This window comes from Sphingomonas soli NBRC 100801 (assembly GCF_001591025.1).
Taxonomy (GTDB): domain Bacteria; phylum Pseudomonadota; class Alphaproteobacteria; order Sphingomonadales; family Sphingomonadaceae; genus Sphingomonas; species Sphingomonas soli.
The window spans coordinates 1-22,661 of record NZ_BCTZ01000015.1; the positions used below are offsets into that span (position 1 = coordinate 1).

21 protein-coding genes are annotated in these 22,661 nt (G+C 65.5%); 12 read left to right on the top strand and 9 right to left on the bottom strand.

The window, feature by feature from the left end:
* Positions 1-4,356 (bottom strand): beta strand repeat-containing protein (locus SSO01S_RS11560; protein ID WP_174520785.1); only part of this gene is annotated, 4,356 nt, incomplete at its 3' end.
* 476 nt (positions 4,357-4,832) lie between these two features.
* Between SSO01S_RS11560 and SSO01S_RS11570 the strand changes: the two genes are divergently transcribed.
* Positions 4,833-5,468 carry a phage tail protein gene (locus SSO01S_RS11570; protein ID WP_066798860.1) on the top strand — a complete coding sequence of 212 codons (636 nt, stop codon included), beginning with the start codon at positions 4,833-4,835 and terminating at the stop codon, positions 5,466-5,468.
* Positions 5,469-5,538: 70 nt separating this feature from the next.
* On the opposite strand, the gene SSO01S_RS11575 is transcribed toward SSO01S_RS11570, so the two are convergent.
* The gene (locus SSO01S_RS11575) at positions 5,539-5,829 is read right to left on the bottom strand and encodes a DUF6916 family protein (RefSeq protein ID WP_066798861.1); all 291 of its coding nucleotides are present in this window, start codon (positions 5,827-5,829) and stop codon (positions 5,539-5,541) included.
* 117 nt (positions 5,830-5,946) lie between these two features.
* On the opposite strand from SSO01S_RS11575, the gene SSO01S_RS11580 reads away from it, so the two are divergent.
* Positions 5,947-6,492 (top strand): GNAT family N-acetyltransferase, encoded by a 546-nt coding sequence (locus tag SSO01S_RS11580; RefSeq protein WP_083942990.1) that lies wholly within the window; start codon positions 5,947-5,949, stop codon positions 6,490-6,492.
* 2 nt (positions 6,493-6,494) lie between these two features.
* On the opposite strand, the gene glmS is transcribed toward SSO01S_RS11580, so the two are convergent.
* The 7 genes from glmS to SSO01S_RS11615 all read right to left on the bottom strand — a co-directional run bounded on the left by glmS (position 6,495) and on the right by SSO01S_RS11615 (position 12,745).
* On the bottom strand, positions 6,495-8,318 hold the full coding sequence (gene glmS, locus SSO01S_RS11585; RefSeq protein WP_066798864.1) for a glutamine--fructose-6-phosphate transaminase (isomerizing): 1,824 nt from the start codon (positions 8,316-8,318) through the stop codon (positions 6,495-6,497).
* Between the two features lie 28 nt (positions 8,319-8,346).
* Positions 8,347-8,802, bottom strand: coding sequence for a hypothetical protein (locus tag SSO01S_RS11590; protein ID WP_157073757.1), 456 nt, complete (start codon positions 8,800-8,802; stop codon positions 8,347-8,349).
* Entirely contained in the window at positions 8,748-10,103 is a 1,356-nt protein-coding gene (gene glmU / locus SSO01S_RS11595; RefSeq protein WP_066798866.1) for a bifunctional UDP-N-acetylglucosamine diphosphorylase/glucosamine-1-phosphate N-acetyltransferase GlmU, read from the bottom strand. Before glmU ends, SSO01S_RS11590 begins: the two co-directional genes overlap by 55 nt.
* A gap of 127 nt (positions 10,104-10,230) precedes the next feature.
* Positions 10,231-11,229 carry a nucleotidyltransferase domain-containing protein gene (locus tag SSO01S_RS11600; RefSeq protein ID WP_066798867.1) on the bottom strand — a complete coding sequence of 333 codons (999 nt, stop codon included), beginning with the start codon at positions 11,227-11,229 and terminating at the stop codon, positions 10,231-10,233.
* Positions 11,226-12,071 (bottom strand): HprK-related kinase A, encoded by an 846-nt coding sequence (locus tag SSO01S_RS11605; protein ID WP_066798868.1) that lies wholly within the window; start codon positions 12,069-12,071, stop codon positions 11,226-11,228. The genes SSO01S_RS11600 and SSO01S_RS11605 overlap by 4 nt, the downstream gene beginning before the upstream one ends.
* On the bottom strand, positions 12,068-12,334 hold the full coding sequence (locus tag SSO01S_RS11610; protein ID WP_066799177.1) for an HPr-rel-A system PqqD family peptide chaperone: 267 nt from the start codon (positions 12,332-12,334) through the stop codon (positions 12,068-12,070). Before SSO01S_RS11610 ends, SSO01S_RS11605 begins: the two co-directional genes overlap by 4 nt.
* Positions 12,335-12,358: 24 nt before the next feature.
* Positions 12,359-12,745: a hypothetical protein gene (locus SSO01S_RS11615; RefSeq protein WP_066798869.1), complete on the bottom strand. Its 387-nt coding sequence runs from the start codon at positions 12,743-12,745 to the stop codon at positions 12,359-12,361.
* A gap of 72 nt (positions 12,746-12,817) precedes the next feature.
* Between SSO01S_RS11615 and SSO01S_RS11620 the strand changes: the two genes are divergently transcribed.
* The 10 genes from SSO01S_RS11620 to SSO01S_RS11665 all read left to right on the top strand — a co-directional run bounded on the left by SSO01S_RS11620 (position 12,818) and on the right by SSO01S_RS11665 (position 22,630).
* On the top strand, positions 12,818-14,011 hold the full coding sequence (locus SSO01S_RS11620; RefSeq protein WP_066798870.1) for an ATP-binding protein: 1,194 nt from the start codon (positions 12,818-12,820) through the stop codon (positions 14,009-14,011).
* Positions 14,012-14,042: 31 nt separating this feature from the next.
* Complete coding sequence (locus tag SSO01S_RS11625; RefSeq protein ID WP_066798871.1) at positions 14,043-15,077, top strand: substrate-binding domain-containing protein; 1,035 nt, start codon at positions 14,043-14,045, stop codon at positions 15,075-15,077.
* The gene (gene pstC, locus SSO01S_RS11630) at positions 15,077-16,453 is read left to right on the top strand and encodes a phosphate ABC transporter permease subunit PstC (RefSeq protein ID WP_066798872.1); all 1,377 of its coding nucleotides are present in this window, start codon (positions 15,077-15,079) and stop codon (positions 16,451-16,453) included. Before SSO01S_RS11625 ends, pstC begins: the two co-directional genes overlap by 1 nt.
* A complete protein-coding gene (pstA, locus tag SSO01S_RS11635; protein WP_066798874.1) occupies positions 16,446-17,747 on the top strand; it encodes a phosphate ABC transporter permease PstA in 1,302 nt (433 codons plus the stop codon). Before pstC ends, pstA begins: the two co-directional genes overlap by 8 nt.
* Entirely contained in the window at positions 17,747-18,514 is a 768-nt protein-coding gene (gene pstB / locus SSO01S_RS11640) for a phosphate ABC transporter ATP-binding protein PstB (RefSeq protein WP_066798876.1), read from the top strand. Before pstA ends, pstB begins: the two co-directional genes overlap by 1 nt.
* Positions 18,514-19,206: a phosphate signaling complex protein PhoU gene (phoU, locus tag SSO01S_RS11645; RefSeq protein WP_066798878.1), complete on the top strand. Its 693-nt coding sequence runs from the start codon at positions 18,514-18,516 to the stop codon at positions 19,204-19,206. Before pstB ends, phoU begins: the two co-directional genes overlap by 1 nt.
* Positions 19,206-19,898, top strand: a complete 693-nt coding sequence (gene phoB, locus SSO01S_RS11650; protein WP_066798881.1) for a phosphate regulon transcriptional regulator PhoB — start codon at positions 19,206-19,208, stop codon at positions 19,896-19,898. The genes phoU and phoB overlap by 1 nt, the downstream gene beginning before the upstream one ends.
* Positions 19,899-19,962: 64 nt before the next feature.
* Positions 19,963-20,259, top strand: a complete 297-nt coding sequence (locus SSO01S_RS11655; protein ID WP_066798882.1) for a hypothetical protein — start codon at positions 19,963-19,965, stop codon at positions 20,257-20,259.
* 264 nt (positions 20,260-20,523) lie between these two features.
* Positions 20,524-21,414 carry an SDR family NAD(P)-dependent oxidoreductase gene (locus SSO01S_RS11660; protein WP_066798883.1) on the top strand — a complete coding sequence of 297 codons (891 nt, stop codon included), beginning with the start codon at positions 20,524-20,526 and terminating at the stop codon, positions 21,412-21,414.
* Positions 21,415-21,511: 97 nt separating this feature from the next.
* Positions 21,512-22,630: a hypothetical protein gene (locus SSO01S_RS11665; RefSeq protein ID WP_066798889.1), complete on the top strand. Its 1,119-nt coding sequence runs from the start codon at positions 21,512-21,514 to the stop codon at positions 22,628-22,630.
* Positions 22,631-22,661 lie beyond the last annotated feature (31 nt).

Sequence of the window (22,661 nt, forward strand, 5' to 3'; positions counted from 1 at the left end):
TGTGGTCGCCGACAGCGTCAGCGGCGAGGCCGAGAGCGATGCGTTCGCCAAACCGCCGAACGTGATCGTCTGCGCACCCCTTGCGATCACCGCCGTGGTGATCGTGCCGGTCGCAGTTACCGGCGTGCCCTGGCTGTCGGCCACGCGGATGCGGTAATTGTACGTGCCCGCGAAAGAGGGCGTACCTGAGACGGTGCCGGTCGCGACATCGAGCGTGGTGCCGGTCGGGACAGCGCCTGCATCCAGTGCATAGGTGTAGGGCGCGACGCCGCCCGAGGCGGGGTTGGTCTGGGTGTAGCTGGCACCCACGGACGTGCCGGTCGGCGCGTTGGTGGCGATCGTCAGCGTGAGCGGAGTGACCGTGAAGCTCTGCGGCACATTGGTTGCGGCGTTCCAGTTGCTGTCGCCCGCCTGGCTCGCGGTGATCGAGCAGGTGCCGGTCTGGAGCAGCGTGACCGTGGTGCCCGAGACCGTGCAGACGCTGGCCGTGGTCGAGGCAAAGCTCACGCTCAGGCCCGAAGATGTGGTCGCCGACAGGGTCAACGGCGAGGCCGAGAGCGATGCGTTCGCCAGAGGACCGAACGTTATCGTCTGCGCGCCCCTGGCGATCGTCGTCGTGGTGACCGTTGTGTCTGCAGTCGCCGGGGTACCCTGGCTGTCGGTCACGCGGACGATGTAGCTGAACGTTCCCGCAACGGTGGGAGTACCCGAGACCGTGCCGGTGCTTGTATTGAGCGTGGTGCCCGGTGCAAACGCGCCTGCCGCCAGCGAATAGGTGTAAGGTGCAACCCCGCCCGACGCAGGGTTGGTCTGGGTGTAGCTGGCACCCACCGTCGTACCGGTCGGCGCGTTGCGAGCGATCGCCAACAGGGCCGGCGTGACCGTGAAGCTCTGCGGGACATTGGTCGCAGCGTTCCAGTTGCTGTCGCCCGCCTGGCTCGCGGTGATCGAGCAGGTGCCGGTCTGGAGCAGCGTGACCGTGGTGCCCGAAACCGTGCAGACGCTCGTCGTGGTCGAGTCGAAGCTGACCGCCAGCCCCGAAGACGCGGTCGCCGACAGCGTCAGCGGCGAGGCGGAGAGCGATGCGTTTCCGAGAGGACCAAAGGTGATCGTCTGCGCGCGCTTGGCGACAATGATCGTATAGGCGTTCGCAACCGTATATGGCCCGCCGCTGCCGCCGCTGGACGCGTCGGTCGCCGTCACGGTGAAAGTATAGGTTCCGGCCTCGCTGGGCGTGCCGCTGAGCACGCCGGCGGGCGTCAGGCTGGTGCTGCTCGGCATCCCGCCCCCGGTAAGCGCGTAGGTGTAGGGCGCAGTGCCGCCGCTCGTGGTGAGTACCTGGCTATAGACCGTGCCGAAAGTGGCACCGGGCAGTGCGCCGGCTGCCGGGCTCATCACCAGCGTCGGTGCGGTGATCGTCAAGCTCACCGAAGTGGCAGCCGCAGTATAGGGGCCGGTGCCAGTGGAACTGTCGGTGACCATCGGGACGAAGGAGAAGGTGCCCGAAGCTGTCGGCGTACCGCTGATCGTGCAGTTGGCATTGAGCGCGGTGCCGGCAGGCAGTGCTCCAGAGACCGGAGTGGGGAGGCAGCTATAGGTGGATCGGCCACCGGAGATCGTCAGCGAAACGCCCGACAGCGCCGTGCCCCGCGTTCCGGAGCCGGTGAGACTAGCCGCAAAGCTAGGATTGCCGACCGCCATGGTGACGGTGCCCGGTGTGGACGTTCCGCTTACGTTGCTGGCGGTGTAGGTGAAGCTGTCGTTGCCGCGGAATCCGGTCGGCGGCGTGTAAATGATCTGTCCGGTGCTGTCGACGCTGACGGATCCGCCGTTTGCCGTCGTCGCCGAGCCCACCGCATAGGCGGTCGGCGCCCCCCCCGTGACCAGAGACGAGAGATTGAAGCCGTAAGGCACGTTGCTGCCGTCATTATAGGCGACGACTGATCCGTGCGTGAAGCTGGGAGTAACCGGTGCCGCAATCGCGCGGTTTACGGTCACCGTATAAATGCCGGTCGTCGTACCATCCTGCGCTGTCACAATGGTCGTGATCACGTTCGCGCCAACCGAAAGCGGGATCGAGCCCGAAGCCGAACCCGATGTAACCGTCGTACCATTCACCTGGACGGTAGCGGTCGCGTCGGTCACCGTCGGGGTCACGGTCAGCGCAGACACCGCGTTGGCGACCGAGGCCGTATAGGTGGTCGTGCCGCTGGCGAACACAGGCGTCAGCGTGCCCTGCGAAAGGGTGAGGTTCGAAAGCGTCGCGACGGCCGATGCCGCGCGCGTGACGGTGATTCCAGTGACGCGGACCGTCGTTTCGTCTTCCGCAACGACGATGACGCTGATGGTGGTCGTGCCCACTCCCAGCGCTATTGGACCAGAGAACGAGCCGGATGCGACCGCAACGCCGTTCACCTGTATGACGGCGCCGGAATGCGCGGCCGTAGGCCTGACGGTGAGCGACGAGACACTGTTCGCGACCGAAGCCGTGTACAAATTGACCCCGGCGGGAACCAGCGTACCCGTCGAAAGCGAAAGTCCCGACAGATTGGCGTTGGTCGACGCGTTGACCACCAGCGACGCGGACGTACCGCCCGTTCCCGTGGTGGCATCCGTGCCGACGGGAGTGCCGGATGGCACAGCGTACGTGCCCTTGACACTGGACGTGACGTTGAAGCTGTAGGTGCAGGGGCCAGCAGCTATTACAGTCGTGATGGCAACCGTGCCCGACCCGGGGGTCGCGCTCAGCGTTCCACCGCAACCGTTCGTGCCGGCAGTCGAACCCACCACCAGATTGGCGGGCAATGAGATCGTGTTGGAGACGCCAAGGAAGACCAAGTTCGGATTGGTCAGCGTCACCGTGACAAGGCTTTGCCCTCCGTTGGCGATGGGGCTGCTTCCCACCGCGACGGATGCGGTGGGCCCCTGCGACCAGACGGTAGTGGGGTCACTCGCCGTGGCTGAGCTTGATGCGCCGCCGCCCGAGAGCGTCACGCCCGGATTGGAATCGAGATCGTTTGCCACCGTTGCGAGCACAGACACGGTCAGCGAGATCGGATTACCGCTCGAACCCGCGTTAATGACGTCGGGCGACGTGCAGCTTGTCGACGAACAGGTCCAGCCGATGCCCGTCGCACTAACATACGACAGGCCGAAGGGAAGATTCCAGGTCGCCGTAAGCGTGCCCGAAGTGTTCGCGACAGTCGCACTGGGCGTGATGGTGTAGGTCAGCGTCTGGGCGCGAACGGCGTTGCCTGTGTGCGTCATCGTGACGCCCAGCGTCGGCGGCGTCGCGGTATAGGTGAATTTGTCGTCGGCGCTTATCGCGCTGGTCTGGCTGCCATTGGTAACCCGCACATCATGGATGCCGGCGCTGTTCGCGGGCGAAGTCGCATTGATCTGCGTACGGCTGATGACGGTGTAGCTCGACGCATTGACCGTACCGAACTTGACCCCGCCCGCACCGCTCGTTCCGGAGAAGTTGGTTCCCGTGATCGTGACCGGCGTGCCGCCTGTGCTTGGACCGGTACTTGGAGAGATGCCCGTGACGGTCGGCACCATGACGATATTGGCGGTGGAACTTGGCGTATTGGACGCCCCGCCACCGACCGCAGCCATCGTCACGCTCCGCTCGAGACTCGAATTCGTCGCTACCGACACCGTTATGCTGAGGTCGGTGTTGCTCGCCGAACTCGCGATCGTCCCGCTAAAGGTGCAGACCACGCTGGTGCCGCTAGAAGCCCCGCAATTCCAGTTTGTGCCGCTGGTGCCCACGAGGCTCAGGCCGGTCGGCAGGACCCCACTGACCGTTATGTTGGATGAGGTCGCGCCGGCACCCGTGTTGCTGACCGTCGGCTTCAACGTAAAGGTCCCGCCCTGCGCTGGAGTGCCGGTATAGGAAAGGGAAAGGCCGAGCGTCGGTGTAGGAGCGGAGCAGCTAAGATTTATGGTCACGCTGCTGTTGCGAGCGCCAATGTTGGTCGCTCCGCTGGAATAGTGCGATTCTTGCAGCGAGGCCGAGAAGTAATCATCGGGGCCCGCGCCCGAGATAGTGAAGGAGCCCGAGCCGCTCACTGCGGTCGAGCTGAGCACCCCGTCGGGTGCCCATTGCACGCCGCCCTGAACATGGGAGATGAAGACATAAGCACCCTTGGTATTCCCTGACCAGGAGTAGGTTATGACTTCGCCATTGGCCAAGGGCTGCGTAACAGGATCCGTGTACGTGTCGGTTCCAGCCCCGCTGGGCCCCACGGTGTAGGTGCCGCCCAGACTGTTGATAGCGATGCAGCCGGCAGACACTGCCCAGGCGCTGGCGGGGGTACCGAGCAGAGCGGCGGCCGCAAGCAGACGTCCCAATCGCGGCAGGATTCGCGTGACCCGGCGGGTGCGCCCAGCTGGCTTCGATCCAGCATTGATGCGCTCCGCGCCAGACGCCCATGCCCCGATGCGGACACACAGCGCACGCGCCTTCCCCAAGCCCCAAAGTCCCACGATAACCCCCCACGCCCGGAAAACAGGCGTAAACAATCTATAGCGGTACAGAGATTTGGGCAACCCGCACTAACTAACGGTAAATCCTGGCGAAGAAATCGTGTCTTTTCAGGCAAAAGGCTTTGGCCGATACGCTCCTTGCTCCGCCAATTGTAAGAAACACTAGGCGGCGACCTTCTGCATGACCGCGCATATGTTCTGTTCAAATAGTACCAAAATATGCGCCACAACGGACCAATACCCTGCTTGTTTAGTTCCCCGATGCCGTATCTAAAAATTCAGCTTTCGGAGACCGGCCGGTAATCCGCTGTGCCGCCCGCAGCATAATACGGGGGTAGACGATGTCAGATCCTTATATCGGCCAGATCATGCAGGTCGGATTCAGTTATGCGCCCGCGGGATGGTCTTCATGCAACGGCCAGATTATTGGCGTGAACCAGAACCAGGCGCTGTTTGCCTTGATTGGAACAACCTTCGGCGGAAATGGCACGACCACTTTCGGCCTGCCCAACGCTGCGGGCCGCAGCTTTGTGGGCCTCGGTCAGAGCACCGCCAGTGGCCACACCTATGTCTGGGGCCAGACCGCCGGCACCGAAAGCGAGACGCTCACCATCGCCAATATGCCGGCGCACAACCATATCGCGACGTTCACCGGGCTGCAGGGCAGCACCAGCGCGACAGGCTCGATCCAGGCGCTCTCCGGAACGACGACGCAGACCAATATCCCGGCCGAGGGCTCATTGCTCGCGAATTGCGCCAATGCCGGCCCCAGTCAGGTGAAGATCTATGTCCCGGCGGAGACGGCGGGCACGGCGGTCAATCTGGGCGGCGTCAATATCACCGGCGGCAACTTCACGCCGCAAGGTTCCGTCGCGGTGGGCGTCACGGGCAACAACCTGCCCTTCTCGGTCATGAACCCCTATGTCGCGGTGCAAACCAACATCGCGCTTTCGGGAATTTATCCGCCGCGGGGCTGAGCGCAGCGACAGACGAATATGCCGGCTCCCCCGCGAAAGCGCCGGAGCCGGTTTCGTATTGAACCGGCGATCAGGAAAAAACGGCCTCATAGACGCGGTGGCCGTCGCGCGGCTGCAATTGGGTGAGCAGGATCTCGTGCGGGCCGCCCCGTCCGCAATCAAGACTGTAGGTCGCGTCGATCAGATAGGCTTCGAAGGGCGCTTCGAAGAACAGCGAGAAGGGCTCACGCACGTCGATGCCGCGAAGGGGGCTGTGCCGGGTGATCCGCGCCAGCGTAATCTCCACCGGCTCCGGCAGCGTGGCGACCCGAACCTTGCGCCCCAGCCAGGGTTCGAAACTTTCCGGTGTGAGCAGGCCCATGTCTTTCCTTCCCCCCTCGTGCGGAGCGGCCAACCGCCCCTGCGACCCGATCATCCTGCCGCGTGCGCCACGGCGCGAAAAGCCGATACAGGCCGTTTCGGTGCAAAAGGGTGCGAGATGGCCGTGAAGCCGGGAGAGCTGGCGCGCTTCCCTGGGCCAAGGGCATTGCCGATCCTGCCGGAAGGCCTATCCGGCATCGAGCTGCCCGGGGCACGCCAAGCCGACCTGCCCATGCTTGTCGCGCTCCATCATGCGGCGCGTATGCCAGAGCTGCTTTTCGCGCCGTGGCCGCCAGAGCGGAAGCGGGCCTTTCTCGACGAACAGTTCGCGCTCCAGCACAATCATTTCGTGCGAACGCACCGTCAGGGCGATTTCCGGCTGATCTTGCAGGAAGGCAAACCGGCAGGCCGCATCTATTTCGACCGGAGCGGACGCGAATGGGCGCTGATCGACATCCTGCTTGCCGCCGAAGCGCGAGGTCACGGCGTGGGGGGCGCGTTGATCGGATGGCTGCAACGCGCGGCGCGCGAGGCAGGGGCGGACGGGTTGCGCCTTAGCGTCGCCTACAACAATCCACGCGCTCATGCGCTTTACCTGCGCCTGGGCTTTGCCGATGCGGGCGACCTCGCCGGCACCCATGCGGCGATGGTCTGGCGGCCCTGACGCTATTCCACCGTCACCGACTTGGCGAGATTGCGCGGCTGATCCACGTCCGTGCCTTTGGCAACCGCGACGTGATAGGCGAGCAACTGCACCGGCACGGCATAGACGAGCGGCGCGATCAGAGGGTGCACGCTCGGCATCTCGATCGTGGCGACCGCATCGTCACCCGCCTGGGCCAGCCCTTCGGCATCGGAGATCAGGACGACGCGCGCCCCGCGCGCCTTGGCCTCCTGCATGTTTGATACCGTCTTGTCGAACAGCGGCCCTGATGGCGCGAGCACGATGAGCGGCACGCTATCGTCGATCAGCGCGATCGGCCCGTGCTTCATCTCGCCCGATGCATAGCCTTCGGCGTGGATATAGCTGATTTCCTTGAGCTTCAGCGCGCCCTCCAGCGCGAGCGGATAATCGGGTCCGCGGCCAAGATAGAGCACGTCGCGCGCCTCGGCGATCGTATGCGCCATCGCTGCGATGCCCTCATCCCGTGCAAGCGCCGCATTGATCGCGGCGGGTGCCTCGATCAGATGGCGGACGATCTCGCGCTCCTCACTGGGCGGCAACAGCCCCTTGGCCCGGGCAAGGTTGACCGCCAGCGCAGCCATTACCGAAAGCTGGCAGGTGAATGCCTTGGTCGAAGCGACGCCGATCTCGGGCCCGGCATGGGTGGAGAGCAGCAGATCGACTTCGCGCGCCATCGAGCTGGTCGGCACGTTGATGATGCCGGCGGTGGTGACGCCGTTCGCCTTCATATGGCGCAGCGCCGCCAGCGTATCCGCCGTCTCGCCCGACTGGCTGACGACTACGCCCAGCGTGTGCGGCAGCAGCACGGGATCGCGGTACCGGAACTCCGACGCCACATCGACTTCGACCGGCACGCGGGCAAAACGCTCGATCCAATATTTGCCGATCATGCCCACATAGGAAGCCGTGCCGCAGGCGACGATCGCGACCCGCTCGATCCTCGACAGGTCGAAATCCATGTTGGGCATGGCGACCATCTGCTCGACGGGCCGGATATAGGATTGCAGCGTCTGCGCAACGACCACGGGCTGCTCATAGATTTCCTTGAGCATGAAATGCGCGTGATTGCCCTTGTCGATCACTTCCGCGGTGGCGCCCGACTGGACGATGGGGCGCTCGACGGGCTTGTTGTCGCGATCGAACACCTCGACCGACTCGCGCGTCACGACCGCCCAGTCGCCTTCTTCCAGATAGGCGATGCGCTGGGTGAGCGGCGCCAGCGCATGCGCGTCGGACCCCAGGTAATTCTCACCATCGCCATAGCCGACCGTGAGCGGCGCGCCGAGCCGGGCGCAGATCAGTATGTCGGGCTGGCTGCGGAACAGGAACGCAACAGCGAAGGCCCCATGCAGGCGCGGCAGCACGCTGGCCACGGCATCGCGCGGCGACTTGCCCGACTTGAGCTCGCGATCGACCAGATGGGCGACGACTTCGGTGTCGGTCTGGCTGTTGAACTCGCGCCCCTCGGCGATCAGCTCGTCGCGCAGCGGCTTGAAATTCTCGATGATGCCGTTGTGGACGATGGTGACGTCGCCCACGATATGCGGATGCGCATTATCCTCGGTGGGCGCTCCGTGCGTCGCCCAGCGCGTGTGCGCGATACCGATAAGGCCGGGCAAAGGGTTCTCGGCCAGCCGCTCGCCCAGATTGGCGAGCTTGCCCTTGGCGCGGCGGCGGTCGATCTCGCCACCGTTCAGCGTGGCGATGCCGGCGGAATCATAGCCGCGATATTCGAGCCGCTTGAGCCCGTCGAACAGGCGCTGGGCTACGTCACTGGTACCGACGATTCCTACGATTCCGCACATAAACTATGTCGTCCTTCAATCCGGCTGATCAGCCGATAATCTCAATTTGTGAGGCGTGCTGCGGGGTAATGCGCGTCTGGAAATGCGACCCGACCGCCACGCGCCGGACCACGCCCGTGACGCGGATGCGCTTTCCCTGAAACACCGCATTCGGCTCGGCCTTGGATTTCGCAACGATCTCATTTCGCACCTCGGGCACGATCACGATCGCCAGATTGGCGTCACTGCGATAATCCTTCTCAGAGTTCAGATAGTAATTGAATCCCGATCCCGCGCTGGAAGCCACGGTCATTTCAAATACGCCCTGCACCTCCCCGCCATTAGCCGCGAGCGCAGCCGCGACGGCCTTGGCCGGGTCCATTGCCGGCGCCGCCTGTCCGAACGCAGGCTGTGCGAGCCCCAATGCCGCAATCAGAAACAGTCCACGCATCACTTCCTGTCCTTTTTCCGCGCGGTCATCGTCTCGCGAAAGCGGTGCGCCCAACCCGGCTTCACTTGCTGCGTGGCGCGCGTAATACCCAGCGCGCTCGCTTCGACGTCCCTGGTCACGACCGATCCGGCAGCGATGATCGCGCCATCGCCGATCTTCACGGGCGCCACCAGAGCGCTGTTCGATCCGATGAAAGCGCCATGGCCGATCTCGGTGCCATATTTGAAGAAGCCGTCATAGTTGCAGGTGATCGTGCCCGCGCCGATATTGGCCCCCGCCCCCACCTTGGCATCGCCCAGATATGTCAGGTGATTGGCCTTGGCGCCGGGACCCAGCACAGCCTTCTTCATCTCGACGAAATTGCCGACCTTCGATCCCTGCTCCAACACCGCGCCGGTGCGCAGACGGGCATAGGGTCCGACCTTCGCGCCGCGCATCACGGTTGCGCCTTCGATATGGCTGAAGGCGTAGATCTGCACCTGATCCTGAATTTCGACACCGGGGCCGAAAAAGACGTTCGGCTCGATCAGTACGTCGCGGCCGATCTTCGTGTCATAAGCGAACCACACCGTCTCCGGCGCGATCAGCGTCGCACCCTCGGCCATCGCCTGCGCACGGCGCGCCCGCTGCCAGACCTGTTCGGCAGCCGCCAGCTCTGCCCGGCTGTTGATGCCCAGCACTTCGGCCTCGGGAGCCTCGATCACGACCGAGCGCTCCATGTCCTTCAACGCCAGCATGACGATGTCGGGAAGGTAGTATTCGCCCGCAGCATTCTCGTTGCCGACCCGCTCCAGCAACGGCCAAAGATCGCGCGCGCGGACCGCCATTACACCCGAATTGCACAGACGCTCGGCGCGCTGGGCCGGGGTCGCGTCCTTATATTCGATCATCGCCAGGATTCGCGTGTCGCTGTCGGCGACGATCCTGCCATAAGTGGCGGGGTCCTGAGGTCGGAAGCCGAGCACCACGATCCTGGGCTGGTCCGGCTGGTCCAGCCGCTCTACCATCCGATTGACCGTTTCCGTCCGCAGGAACGGCACGTCCCCGAAGCAGATTATGACGACGCCGTCGAATCCGGAAAGCGCCGCCTTGGCCTGCAGCGCGGCATGCGCGGTGCCAAGCTGTTGCTCCTGAACCACCGTGCGCACGCCGAGAGGGGCGACGGCAGCCTCCACCTGCTCGCGCAGGGAACCCACCACCACGACGCGCTCGCTCGCGCCGGCAGCATCGAAGCTCCGGATCAGATGCAGCAGCATCGGCAGCCCCGCGATCGGATGGAGCACTTTGTGGGTATCGGATTTCATTCGCGTGCCCTTGCCGGCAGCAAGGATGAGTGCGGCAATAGCTTGCGTCATGGTGGCCCCTCTCGGGCGGCGGTTACGCTGATAATCTTGCCAATTCCATAGCGATGCCGGGGCGAAAGAAAATATCCCCGCGCTCGATTAGAGCAGGGGCGCGACGACTTGCTCCCGGTCCGCTTCGTCATCCCGGAGAATGCGCTTTGCGCCATTTGGTCCAGAGATGCCGAACCAGCATCGCGGGCGGCATCCGCAGCCAGTGCGAGCGGATATAGAAGGCAAGCCGGGTGAGCTTGCGCGTCGGGCGTCCCCAGCCATCGCGCGCGGTGAGGCGTCGGAGGTACAGGCGGTCGCCCCACCCTCCCGCGCTGCCCGCCAGGGGCTCCGGGCCATAGAGCGCCTGGACCAGACGGATCGCGCGGGTCATCTCGCCGGCCAGGCCATGATGCTCCGCCCGGGCCTCCAGCCCTTCGGTGCCGAACTGCTCGACCAGGCACCTGACGTCCCACAGGTTGCGCATCCCGCCGGCAAGATCGCCATCGGCGAACAGATGCGCCGCGGCGTGGCAGAGCATGTCGTTCGGGCTGGGATGCCGCAGTCCGTTGGCAAGCGGCCAGGCAGCGTCCAGGATCGCCCGGGGATCGGGCGTGATCCGCGCGGTAAGCGGCAAGATCGTATGATGCACGTCGATCATGCGATCGCGCTCGCGGTGAATCAGCGGAGGCAGCTCATGCATCCAGCGCCGGTAATATTGATCGTCATAGGGATCGGGCTTCACCCATTCCCACCCTGCGGCGAGCAAGCGCGTCTCCGCCTCTTCGATCAGGTCGCGCGCGACGAGAATGTCCAGATCGCCAATGGAACGGCCCCGGCCCGCCTCCAGCCCCGCTGCGGCGAATGCGGTCCCCTTGAGCAGCACGAATGGGATATCGCCCAGCGCTCTCCGCGCCATTTCGGCTTCCCACAGCGCCGCAGTCCGGCCCTGTTCGGCGGAAGCGATAGCATCGCGGACGACCCGTCGGGCATCCTCCGGCATCGGCAGGCCCTGGATGCGCATGGCGAGCGTGCCGATCATTTGTTCGGCGCGGGCGACGGCGAACAAGGCGGTCCATTCGCCTGGACCGAGCTTCCCCGCGGATGCGGGATCGCGCAGTGTGCGCGCGAGCAACCAGGCCGGGTTCATGCGAGACGCTCCACCATCTCGATGCCGGTCGCAGTATCCGGATAGTCGATCGCGATCGCCGGCGCCCGCGCCACCAGATCGGTGAGCGCCTCGAAGCCGCGCTCCGCAAGCGTGACATAGTTGGTCGATGCCTGGGTGAGACGGACAAAGGCTTCGCTGGGCGGCACCGGCCGCTCGGCGGGATCGAAACCGAAGCGCGGGAACAGGATCAGCGCGGGGGCAGCCGGCTCGGCCATCGCCGCGATCGCCGGGGCATCGGGTACGACGTGGCGCAACGTGCCCTTGGGCGTGCCGGTGAGGCGCGGGCCGAAACGGGCGTGGGGCAAAAGCGCCTCGACCACCGGGATGGCTTCGTTCTTGAGGCTGATCAGGCGCGGAAAGGCATGCGCCATGCCGGTGGCCGGATCGATGAGGATGAACTCATCGCCCATGAACCGCCAGCCGCGCGCCATCAGCAACGCAGCCAGTGTCGACTTCCCCGCGCCCGAAATGCCGGTCATCAGCACTGCGCGCCCGTCGCGCTCGACGCCGGAGGCATGGAGCAGCAGATAGCCGCGCTGGCCGAGCGCCATCTGGAGGTTCATCCCCATTTCGGCGGCCAGCAGGGCCTGGGCGAGTGGAAGGGGGGCTGCGTCGGGAATGACGAAATCGCCGCCGATATGAACCGAGGGACGGAGATAGCGGCGCCACGGCCGCGCAGCGAAGAGGTGAACGTTGAAGTCCGGGATCACCGGCCTTGGGTAATCGCGGTAGAGATCATCCAGCGCGTCTATCGGCGCGCGCCAAGCGCTGCCGATACGGAAGCCGACCGGCCCGATGCGGAGGCTGGTGACGTGCTTCACAGACGCTCGACCAGACCGGCGGCCGCAAGCTCATCGAGCCGGACGGCGAGCGCCAACGCATCGGCATCCAGCAGGTCATATTGCGCCGCGAGCTTCGCCAGCAGGGCATCGGCGCTGAGCGGCTCGGCCAATGCCTCCAATATCTCCGGGACGGGTGCATCGACGATGTGCGTGATCCCCGACGCGCGATGATAGATCAGGGTGAGCGCGTCGGTGGGCACGATGCGGAGGGTCGCCAGCGATGCGGCGCGATATCTGGCCATAAGCGGCTGAGCCTGCACGCAGCCTCAGCCGCGCGGCATTTGCAGCGATGCGAAGCAGGTGAAGCCGCTCGTCCCCGATTGAAGGCGGCGGATATAATTGGTGTAGGCCCGGCTGCGTTCGTAATCGACGCCCGGAAGCGTGCCGCCGTTCAGCGCGCGCTTCACATCCTCGGCCTTGTAGGTGCCGCCTGCCGGGAAGGCACCCGGCGTTCCCGACGGAACGATGCTGCCATCAGGCGCAATGAAGCTGCCCGCTCGGCCCGGATCGGGCACCGGAATCTCGCATTGGAGCACCGAGGCGCTGGTCTGGGCGAGTGCCGGCCGGATCGATACGATCGCGGATACGCTGGCGGCTCCGAGCATCAATGCGCGGCGGCTGGCCTTGGGCCCGGATGCGTTGTCGTCGCTCATAGCCCTCTTGTCTTGCGCCCGCCGCCCTTTCGCAATCGTAAATTGTGGAAGATCACGCTAGGGAGCCGGGCGATGCAGCGGATCGCCAACCCCCATATACTGGCCGCACTCGCGATCGCCGTGGCGACCGCGATCGCGGCAGGTCTGCTGGGCGGCCAGCCGCAGATCGTGCTGATCGTATTGATCGGCGCGGTTGCCGCAGCTTTGCTTGCGGCGCGCAAACCCGAACCCCTGGTGCTTTCCCCCACCCCCGCCCCGGATACGACGCCGACAGTCGCGGCGGTGCTCGAAGGGATCAGCGAACCCGTGCTGCTGATCGAGCGCAACCGCGTCTCCGCCGCCAACGAAGCGGCCCGCACGCTGCTGGGCGCGCATATTCTGGATGAAGATGTCCGCGTCGCGATCCGGCATCCGGCGGCGGCGCAGCGGCTGATGGCCGATGACGAGAAGGAGGCCGGGCCAATCCACCTTGTGGGACTGGGCACGCGCGACCAGCGCTGGGAGATGCACGTCCATCCGCTGGACGGGGACCAGCGCCTCGTTCACCTGATAGACCGCACCGGCAGCCACGCCGCAGAGAAGATGCGCGTCGATTTCGTCGCCAATGCCAGCCACGAACTGCGCACCCCGCTGGCTTCGCTGCTGGGCTTCATCGAAACGCTGCGCGATGGGGCGGGCGAGGATGCCGAAACGCGCGAACGCTTCCTGAAGATCATGCATGGGGAAGCGCAGCGGATGCAGCGGCTGATCGATGATCTGATCTCGCTGAGCAGGATCGAGGCGGAGAAATTCCGCGCGCCCAATGAGGCTGTCGATCTGGGCGCACTGGTGCGCGAGGTATGCGGCGTGCTGGGCGAGGAGGGCGGCGAGCGCGCTCGCGACCTGCGCGTCGAGATCGCTCCCACCACCCCCGTCCGCGGCGATCGCGCGCAGCTTTCGCAGCTGCTCCATAATGTGATCGGCAACGCGCTGAAATATGGCCGCAGCGGCACGCCCGTGGCGGTTACGCTGGCGCCCGAGGGCGAAATGACGCGGCTGAGCGTCGCCGATAAGGGCGACGGCATTGCTCCCCAGCACCTCCCCAGGCTGACCGAGCGCTTCTACCGCGTGGATGCCGGCCGGAGCCATGCGGTGGGTGGCACCGGGCTCGGATTGTCGATCGTCCGCCACATTGTCGAGCGGCATCGCGGGCGGCTCGACATTGCCAGCGTGGTCGGCACGGGCACCACGGTCACCATCCTGCTGCCGGCCCGCAAACTGTCATAAAGCTGTAACGCGGGGGTAAGAGAGGGTCCGCGTGAAGCGGGCCGATTCTCTTATCCTTCTGTTGGGCGCGCTGGCGCTCGGCGCGTGCGACGGCAACAGCGCGCGCGAGATTCGCGTGGTCGGATCGTCGACCGTCTATCCCTTCACCACCGCCGTTGCCGAAGCCTTCGTCAATCAGGGCGGTGACCGGCGTGCGCCGGTGATCGAATCGATCGGCACCGGCGCCGGCCTCAAGCGCTTCTGCGAGGGCGTGGGCTGGGAGTTTCCCGACATCGCCAACGCATCGCGCCGGATGAAGAAGTCCGAATTCGCGCTGTGCGAGAAGAACGGCGTCGGCGAGATCATGGAGATCCAGATCGGCGTGGACGGCGTCGCGCTTGCCGAAAGCAATCGCGGCCCCGGGCTGAAGCTCTCGAAGCGCGACGTCTATCTCGCGCTGGCCGCCAATCCGCTGGGCAGGCCCAATGCGGCGCGCACCTGGCGCGACGTGAACCCCGCTTTGCCCGCTATCCCCATCCAGGTGATGGGTCCGCCCGCGACCAGCGGTACGCGGGACGCGCTGGTCGAGCTGGTGATCGAGCCGGGATGCGAGGAAGCAGACCCGCAGGCCAAGGCGCTCAAGGCCGCCAAGGACAGCGCCCCCTATGACCTGCGCTGCAAGCGCATCCGCGACGATGGGGCCTATATCGACAAGGGCGAGAACGATAACCTGATCGTGCAGGGCCTCGCCGCCAACCCCAATGCCGTCGGCGTGTTCGGCTATTCCTATCTCGAGGAAAACCACGACCGGCTGGTCGGCGTGCCGATCGATGGCGTGACCCCCAGCTATGCCGCGATTGCGGACAAGAGCTATCCGGGCGCGCGACCGCTGTTCCTCTACGTCAAGAAGCGCCATCTGCGCGCCGTGCCCGGCCTTGCCGATTTCCTGAAGCTCTACACCGCGATGTGGAATCCCAAGGGCAAGCTGGCGCAGCGCGGGCTGATCGCCGCGCCCGACGATGTGCGCGCCGCTGCGGTGCGTGAGGTCGAGCTGCGCACGCCGATGACGGCAGAGGGGCTGCACTGATGAGCGCGCTCGCGCTCATCTTCGTCGTCGCAGGGCTCGGCCTGATCGGCTGGCTCACCGCACGCGCCCGCGCCGCCAGCTTCGAGCTGGGCGGGGCAAAACGGCTGCACTCGCTCCCCGGACAGCATGGCTGGTACGTCGCGATCTGGACCGTGCTTCCAGCATTGCTGTTCATCGCAGTGTGGAGCGGCATGACGCCCCGGCTGGTGCAGGACGCCGTGCTCCAGCATCCCGCCGCCGCGCAGCTTCCCGCCTTTGACTTCGAGCGCGACGCCCTGCTTGCCGAGGCCAAGCGCGTAGCCCGGGATCGCAGCGCGACAGCGTTCGATCCGGTGGCCGAGCAGCTTGTCGCCCCCACCCGCGCGGCGATATCCTATTATGGCTGGATCGGCGCGGGCGTGAGCGTGCTGCTCGCCTTTGCCTGCGGCGCGCTGGCGTTCACGCGGATCAAGGCAAGGTTCAAGGCGCGCACGCGGGTGGAGCGCGGCGTGATGTCGCTCCTCCTGCTTGCATCGCTGATCGCGATCCTCACCACGCTCGGCATCTTCCTTTCGCTATTGTGGGAATCGCTGCGCTTCTTCGGGCAGGTGCCGATCACCGATTTCCTGCTGGGCACGCATTGGAGCCCGCAGGTCATCGACGCGAACGATCCGGGCAAGTCGCTGGGTGCTGTGCCGCTATTCTGGGGCACATTCTTCATCGGCGCGGTGATCGCGATGATCGTCGCGATTCCGTTCGGGCTGATGAGCGCGATATACCTGACCCAATATGCAGCGCCCGGCGTGCGCCGCTGGATGAAGCCGATCCTTGAGATCCTCGCGGGCGTGCCGACCGTGGTTTATGGCTATTTCGCAGCGCTGACCGTCGCGCCTGCGGTGCGCGACCTCGCGGTGATGCTCGGCATGCCCTTCGCCAGTTCCGAAAGCGCGCTCGCCGCCGGCCTCGTAATGGGCGTGATGATCATCCCGTTCGTATCTTCGATAGCCGACGATTCGATCGCCGCCGTGCCCACCGCGATGCGCGACGGATCGCTGGCGATGGGCGCGACCCGGAGCGAGACGATCCGCAAGGTGCTGATCCCCGCAGCCTTGCCCGGCGTGGTCGCGGGCATATTGCTGGCCGTCAGCCGCGCGATCGGCGAGACGATGATCGTCGTCATGGCCGCATCGGGTGCCGCCAACATCACGCTCAACCCGCTGGAGAGCGCCACTACCGTCACCAAGCAGATCGTCGATCTGCTGACCGGCGATGCGGAGTTTGACAGCCCCAAGACGCTCGCCGCCTTTGCGCTGGGGTTGACGCTGTTCGTCATCACCCTGATCCTCAACATCGTCGCGCTGCGCGTCGTCAAAAAATATCGGGAGGCGTATGAATAGCCCCCTGCCCGCCCAGGCCGACCGCACCCCAACGGATTGGAACGCCCCGGCGATGCAGAAGCGCATCGCCCGCCGCTACGCCGCCGAGCGCCGGTTCAAGCTGTTCGGGCTAGCCGCGGTGGTGCTGTCTGCCGCGTTCCTCGCCTTCCTGCTCGCGACGATGGTGTCACAGGGCTGGCGCGGCTTCGTGCGCACCGATGTGGCACTGACGATCGACTTCAAGGCCGCAGCGCTGCCGGTGGACCGCGCCGTGCTGCGCACCCCCGGCGCGGACCTCGCGCTGGCCGGGGCCGAGCTGGAAAACACCGTGAAGGGCGCGGCCGCAACGCAGTTCGGCGTAGGCGGCGAGGATGCGATATCCGAATATGCCTGGCTGAAGGTGCGCGAGGCGATCAAGCAGGATCCAACCAACCTGGATCGCGCGGTGCGCATCCCCGTGCCGGCCTCGACCAGGCTGGATCAGGCTCTGCGCGGTGACGGCACCGCCGAAGCGCAGGCGCTCGCGGAGCGGCTAAAGGCTGCTGGCCTCGTCAGCACCGGCTTCAACGCGGATTTCCTGCGCATGTCGGACTCCACCGATCCCGTGGCGGTGGGCATCTGGGGCGCGCTCAAGGGTTCGCTACTGACCATGGCGATCACCTTCCTGATCGCGTTTCCGGTGGGCGTGCTCTCCGCCATCTATCTGGAGGAATATGCGCCGCGAAACCGCTGGACCGATCTGATCGAGGTTTCGATCAACAATCTGGCGGCGGTGCCCTCGATCATCTTCGGGCTGCTCGGGCTCGCGGTGTTCCTCGGCACCTGGGAAGTGATGGGCGTACGCTTCGGGCCGATCCTGCCGCGCTCGGCGGCTTTGGTCGGCGGCGTCACGCTCGCGCTGATGATCATGCCCGTCATCGTCATCGCCAGCCGCAACGCGATCAAGGCCGTGCCCCCTTCGATCCGCGACGCGGCCCTCGGCATCGGCGCCAGCCCGGTGCAGGTGGTATTCCACCATGTCCTGCCACTCGCCATGCCCGGCATCCTCACCGGCACGATCATCGGCATGGCGCGCGCGCTGGGCGAGACCGCGCCGCTGCTGCTGATCGGCATGCGCGCCTTCATCGTCCAGCCGCCGGGCGGGTTCACCGATCCCGCGACCGTGCTGCCGGTGCAGATCTTCCTCTGGTCCGACGAGGTCAGCCGCGGCTTTGTCGAGAAGACCAGCGCGGCGATCCTCGTGCTGCTGGCCTTCCTGCTCGCCATGAACAGCCTCGCCATTTACCTTCGCAACCGATTCGAGACCCGCTGGTGATGACCGAACAAACCCCCAAAATGTCGGCCCGCGACGTCAGCGTCTTCTATGGCGACAAACAGGCCGTGAAGAATGTCTCGATCGATATCGACATGGACAAGGTCACCGCCTTTATCGGCCCTTCGGGCTGCGGCAAATCGACCTTCCTGCGCAGCTTCAACCGGATGAACGATACCGTCGCAGGGGCCCGCGTCGAGGGTCTGGTGACGCTGGACGGCGAGGATATCTATGCGCCGTCGATGGACGTGGTGCAGCTTCGCGCCCGGGTCGGCATGGTTTTCCAGAAACCCAATCCGTTCCCCAAGTCGATCTTCGAGAATGTCGCTTACGGCCCGCGCATCCACGGGCTGGCCGCGTCGCGCAGCGAACTGGAGGGGATCGTCGAATCCGCCCTGCGCCGCGCGGGCCTGTGGGACGAGGTAAAGGATCGGCTATCCGACAGCGGCACCGCGCTTTCGGGCGGGCAGCAGCAGCGGCTGTGCATCGCCCGCGCCATCGCGGTGGACCCCGAAGTGATCCTGATGGACGAGCCCGCATCGGCGCTCGATCCGATCGCCACCGCCAAGATCGAGGAACTGATCGGCGAACTGCGCGGGCGCTATGCCATCGTCATCGTCACGCATAACATGCAGCAGGCGGCGCGGGTGAGCCAGCGGACGGCATTTTTCCACCTGGGCACGCTCGTCGAATATGGCGAGACGGACGCGATGTTCACCGCGCCCCGGATGGAGCGGACCAAGGACTATATCACCGGAAGGTACGGCTGATGGGCACGGGCGCGGAACATACCGTCAAGGCATTCGACCAGGATATCGGCGAACTGCGCGGGCTGATCTCGCAGATGGGCGGGCTGGCCGAACAGGCGATCCATGATGCGATGAAGGCGCTGGCGCGCGGCGATACCGAGCTCGCCAAGGAGGTGCGCGAGAAGGACAAGGCGATCGACGCGATCGAGGCGGAGGTCGAGCGGCTTGCCGTGCGCGTGATCGCGCTACGCGCCCCGATGGCCGACGATCTGCGCGAAGTGGTCGCCGCGCTCAAGATCGGCGGCGTGATCGAGCGGATCGGCGACTATGCGAAGAACATCGCCAAGCGCGTGCCGCTGATCCATTCGGACGGATCGGAGCGCATCGAAGTCGTCTCGATCCTGCCCACCATGGCGCGGATGGCCAGCGACATGGTGCGCGACGTGCTCGACGCCTTCTCGGCCCGCGACGCGGCGGCGGCGGAGGATGTCTGGCGGAGCGACACCGCGCTCGACGATTTCTACGACAGCATCTTCCGCACGCTGGTGACCTTCATGATCGAAAACCCCCAGACGATCAGCCAGGTCTCGCACCTGCTCTTCGTCGCCAAGAATATCGAGCGGATCGGCGATCACGCGACCAACGTCGCCGAGATGGTCTATTTCGCCGCCACCGGCAGCACACTTGCCGACCGAACCGAGAGCGACGCCTGATGGCCCGGGTGAAGATGCTGCTGGTCGAGGATGATCCGGCGATCGCGGAGCTGGTCAGCTATCATTTCAAGCGCGAGGATTATGAGGTCCGCCACACGCCCGATGGCGAGGAAGCGCTGATGCTCGCCAAGGAGGCTGCCCCCGATATCGTGCTGCTCGACTGGATGGTCGAGGGGATTTCGGGCATCGAAGTGTGCCGCCGCCTGCGCCGCATGCCCGAGACCGCCAATGTGCCGATCATCATGCTGACGGCGCGCGGCGAGGAGGAGGATCGCGTCCGCGGGCTTGAGACCGGGGCGGATGACTATGTCACCAAGCCCTTTTCCCCGCGTGAGCTGGTCGCCCGGATCGGCGCGGTGCTCCGCCGCGTGCGGCCCGCGCTGGCGGGTGAATCGCTCCTCTATGCGGACGTCGAGATGGACACCGTGCAGCACAAGGTCCGCCGGGGCGGCGTGAACGTGGCGCTGGGTCCCACCGAGTTCCGCCTGCTCAAGCATTTCCTCGAGCATCCTGGTCATGTCTTCTCGCGCGAACGACTACTCGACAGCGTCTGGGGACATGACAGCGATATCGAGAGCCGCACGGTGGACGTGCATATCCGCCGACTGCGCAAGGCCATCAACCAGGGCGGGCGGCCCGATATCATCCGCACCGTGCGCTCCGCCGGCTACGCGCTGGATTCGGGAAACTAAGCGCGGCACAGCTGCGTTGCCTGATGCGAGCGCGACGAAACACGCTCGTTGCAGGAGAAAACCGATGAAGCTCATTGCTCTGGCGGCAGCCTTTGCCCTTGGCGGGACGGCGATCGCACAGGATGTGCCGCAGACTTCGGCGCAGAAGGCGGAGGCACCGACCAACGATGGCGCGAGCAGGCTGGGCGGCTATGCCCCCGCCACGCCGCTGTTCAACGGCACGCCGACCCCCGGCGCGACTGTCGTGTTTGTGCCCAACCCGCAGACGCCGACCGAGGCATTCCCGCCCCCGCCGCCGAAGGACAGCTATCCGATCTGCAAGCGCGGCCAGTTCGACGGGTGCCGCCAGCGCGGCGGCTGATCGACGGAGCGACGGCGTAACGAGACGGAGCGTGACGGGCGATGCGTCGCCCGCCGCTCCAGAGGCTCCGGCAGCGCCTGCCGCGCCGGCTACCACCTATACCGCCCCGCCGCCCCCCGCCGCGGCCCCCATTCCGGCCGACCCCAAAAGCCACCCGCCCTGCTCGCGCACGGTGACCGATCATTGCCGCCAGCGCGGCGGGATTTGACCCGCCGGGATTGACGGTTAGGGATGCGCCCACTGATTTCAGTGGAGCGCATTCCCATGACCATTTCGTTTGAGAACCGCGTTGCGATCGTGACCGGAGCTGGTGGAGGGCTCGGTCGCGCCTACGCGCTCGAACTCGCCCGGCGCGGCGCGAAGGTGGTGGTCAACGATCTCGGCGGCGCGCGCGATGGCACCGGCCACTCCGACGCGGCGCTCAAGGTCGTCGAAGAGATCGAGGCGCTTGGCGGACAGGCATTCTCGAACGGTGGCAGCGTCACCGATTATGGCCAGATGGTCGAGATGGTCGAGCAGGCCAAGGCGCGCTGGGGCCGTATCGATATCCTGATCAACAATGCCGGCGTGCTGCGCGACAAGAGCTTCGTGAAGATGGAGCCGGAGGATTTCCGCTTCGTCGTGGACGTGCACCTCAACGGTTCGGCGAACTGCACCAAGGCGGTGTGGGAGACGATGCGCGAGCAGAATTACGGCCGCATCCTGATGACCGCGTCCTCGACCGGCCTGTACGGCAATTTCGGCCAGGCAAATTATGGTGCCGCCAAGCTGGGCCTAGCGGGCCTGACCAAAACGCTCCATCTCGAAGGCGCGAAATATGGCATCAAGGTCAACACCATCGCGCCGGTCGCGGGCACGCGGATGACCGAGGACATCTTCCCCGAGGAAGCCTTCAAGCTCTTCTCGCCAGAGAATGTCGCCCCCGCCGCGCTCTATCTGGTCAGCAAGGACGCGCCGACCAACATGATCATCGGCGCGGGCGCAGGCGTGGTCCATGCCGCTTATGTGACCATGACCCCCGGCGCGCGGCTGACCGAGGCGACGCCCGAGGCGGTGGCCGCGCAATGGTCCGAGATAATCGACCGCACCGGTGAGACCGTGCCCAATTCGGGTGCCGAACAATCGATGGTGATCATGAGCAAGCTGAAGGGCTGACCCCCCTCCTCCTCCCCGTTGCGCGGAGAGGAAGCGGCGTATTGCTTCGCTAATACACTGGTGTTATACTCTTCCATAACAGGAGGAGGAATGCCCCATGTATAGCGAAATCGATCTCGCGAATGCGGTGGAGGCAGGGGTGCTCACCCCCGAAGCCGCCAATGCGTTTCGCAACCATGTCGCGGAGGGCCGCTCGGCTCCCGCCGTCGATGAGGAGCATTTCCGGCTTCTCACCGGTTTCAACGATATCTTCGTCTCGATCGCGGCGATGCTGATCCTGGTCGCAGTGGCCTGGATCGGCTTTTACATCGGCTCGAAAATCATCGGTAATCAAGCATTTGAAGGTCCGCGCCAGTTCGGCACGTCGATCGCGATCGCCGGGGGCGCGGTTGCGGTCACGAGCTGGCTGCTCGCCGAATATTTCACGCGCCAGCGCCGCATGGCGCTGCCCAGCATCCTGCTTTTGCTCGGTTTCACCGGTGGCGTCTTCACGCTGATCGGCGGTATCTTCGCTGCGAACACGCCCTGGCTGGCCGAGCAGTTCAACCTGACCACCGAGATGCAGCAGCGCCAGCTCGCAGGCGCGATCTCGATCTCCACCGGCGTGGTGACCGCCATCGCTGCCTGGATGCACTGGCGCCGCTTCATGGTGCCGATCACGGTCGCGGTTGGTGCGATGGCGCTGGTTGGCGTCGCCGTGGGCGCGATCATGGCGTTCATTCCGGGCTCGCACGAAGCGATCAACCCGATCCTGCTCGGCGCTGGCCTGTTGGTGTTCGCACTCGCGATGCGCTGGGACATGAGCGACCGCGAGCGCCGCACCCGCCGCAGCGACGTCGCCTTCTGGCTGCACTTGGCCGCAGCCCCGCTGATCGCGCATCCGATCTTCCACATGCTCGGCGTGTTCGACGGCCAGATCTCGATCGCGATGGCCGGCGTGGTGCTGGTGCTCTACGTCGCCTTCGCCTGCATCGCGCTGGCGGTGGACCGGCGCGCATTGCTCGTATCCAGCCTGGTTTACGTGCTGTGGGCGATGTACGCGCTGTTCCAGCAGTCCGGCGCGGTCGAGCTGGCTGCTGCACTTACCGCATTGGTGATCGGCTCTGCACTGCTGATGCTCTCCGCCTTCTGGCAACCGATGCGGCGCGCGGTGGTCGGAATGCTGGGCGGGGTTGGCGAGCGCCTGCCCCCTACGCAGCAGCTTTCAGTAGCCTGAGCTATCGGGCACGATGAGAAAGGGCCCGGGA